The 1460-nt window shown below is 53.7% G+C and carries 3 protein-coding genes; all 3 read left to right on the plus strand.

Annotated features, from left to right (window positions below; translation table 11 throughout):
• Positions 1-541: Fe-S cluster assembly ATPase SufC (sufC, locus tag VKV29_RS10980; protein WP_324201351.1), on the plus strand; the 541-nt coding region annotated here is incomplete at its 5' end.
• Between the two features lie 17 nt (positions 542-558).
• The gene (locus VKV29_RS10985) at positions 559-873 is read left to right on the plus strand and encodes a hypothetical protein (RefSeq protein WP_324201352.1); all 315 of its coding nucleotides are present in this window, start codon (positions 559-561) and stop codon (positions 871-873) included.
• A 3-nt stretch (positions 874-876) separates the two neighbouring features.
• The coding region (locus VKV29_RS10990) for a LysE family translocator (protein ID WP_324201353.1) at positions 877-1460 on the plus strand (584 nt) is incomplete at its 3' end.

The raw sequence follows: 1460 nt of genomic DNA on the forward strand, positions 1-1460 counted from the left end.
GAATCTCAAGACGGATAGGCGCGCTAAGCTCGGATTGTTCCTAGGCTTCCAGTACCCAGAGGAAATCCCCGGCCTAAGGTTCGGTAGCTTCCTAAGGACTTTGGCGGTGGAGATGAGGGGTGATAAGACACCGCTGAGCCAGTTCTACTCGAATGTCAAGGAGAACCTCAAAAAACTCGACCTCGACGAGGCCTTCCTCTCCAGATCCCTTAACGAGGGCTTCTCAGGTGGCGAGAAGAAGAGGGCTGAGATAGTCCAGCTACTCACTGCGAAACCCAAATTCGCGGTGCTCGACGAGACAGACTCGGGGCTCGACGTGGATGCCCTAAAGATTGTGTCTAGCGCCATCAACGAGGTAAGGGGCTCCGATGTTGGTATAATACTCATCACACACTACCAGCGCATCCTCAAGTACGTGAAGGCCGACTACGTTCACGTGTTGATTGATGGCAGGATAGTCAAGTCGGGTGACGCCTCCCTGGCCGATGAAGTTGAGAAGACTGGTTACGAAGCGCTCAGACCCGTCCAAGCCACAACATAGGCCAAAGTGGATTAGGGGTGAACCAAAAACACTACTCCTACACCATCTACACCAAAAAACAGAAAAGAGTTGACTTAACACCCATACTAATTAGGGCGCTCAACCAGTCTCGCTTCACAAACGGCATCATCACCCTGGCCGCACCCTACCCCGAGTGCTCGATTCTAATCGAGGAGGCGCGTGGCGGCAGGGTTGGGAGGGATATTGGTGTGAGCCTCACCCTACCATTCTTCAACTCGAAACTCATCACGTCAACCCTCAAAGTTGTGCTCGTAGACCACTCAAACACCAGTACGCGTAGAAAAATTCATTTAACACTCATTGGTGAGTGAAGTGTGCTCTCCGAAGCTTCCAGGGTGCTGGCCGCGTTCGCGTTGGGTCTCTCCCTAGCCGCACCCCCAGGACCAATAAACATACTCATCCTAAATGAATCAATAAGGCGCTCGTGGCTAAGCGGAGCCTCAGTTGGCTTCGGAGCGGCCACAGCCGACTTCGCCTTCTACACTATCATCTCAATCCTGGGTATAAGGGCTCTGGACTACTGGATTATCAGACCCGTACTCTACGCTGCCGGGTGCGCAATCCTCGTGTACCTCTCTTACGTGTTGATAAGCCGTAGTGGCGCCAAGCCAACACTTGGGAAAGAGGCCCCCCACGCGTCGGGGGCGGGCTACCTTCAGGGGTTAAGCATAGGTTTAACAAACCCGCTGCAGATTGGGTGGTGGCTCGCAGTGGGCATCACGCTCGTATCCCTGTTCGGATACTACTTTGCGCTTGGATTTTTCTCTGGGATACTGAGTTGGGTCTTGAGCTTTAGCTACGTAGCCTCACTCTTCAGGCTTAGGCTGCTCGGCGTGTTCAGAGCCATATGCTTGGCGTCGGCGGCCGTGCTGCTCGCATTCACAGGCTTCTTCCTATA

Origin of the sequence: Chthonomonas sp. (assembly GCF_035294165.1) — a bacterium.
Classification (GTDB): domain Bacteria; phylum Armatimonadota; class Chthonomonadetes; order Chthonomonadales; family Chthonomonadaceae; genus Chthonomonas.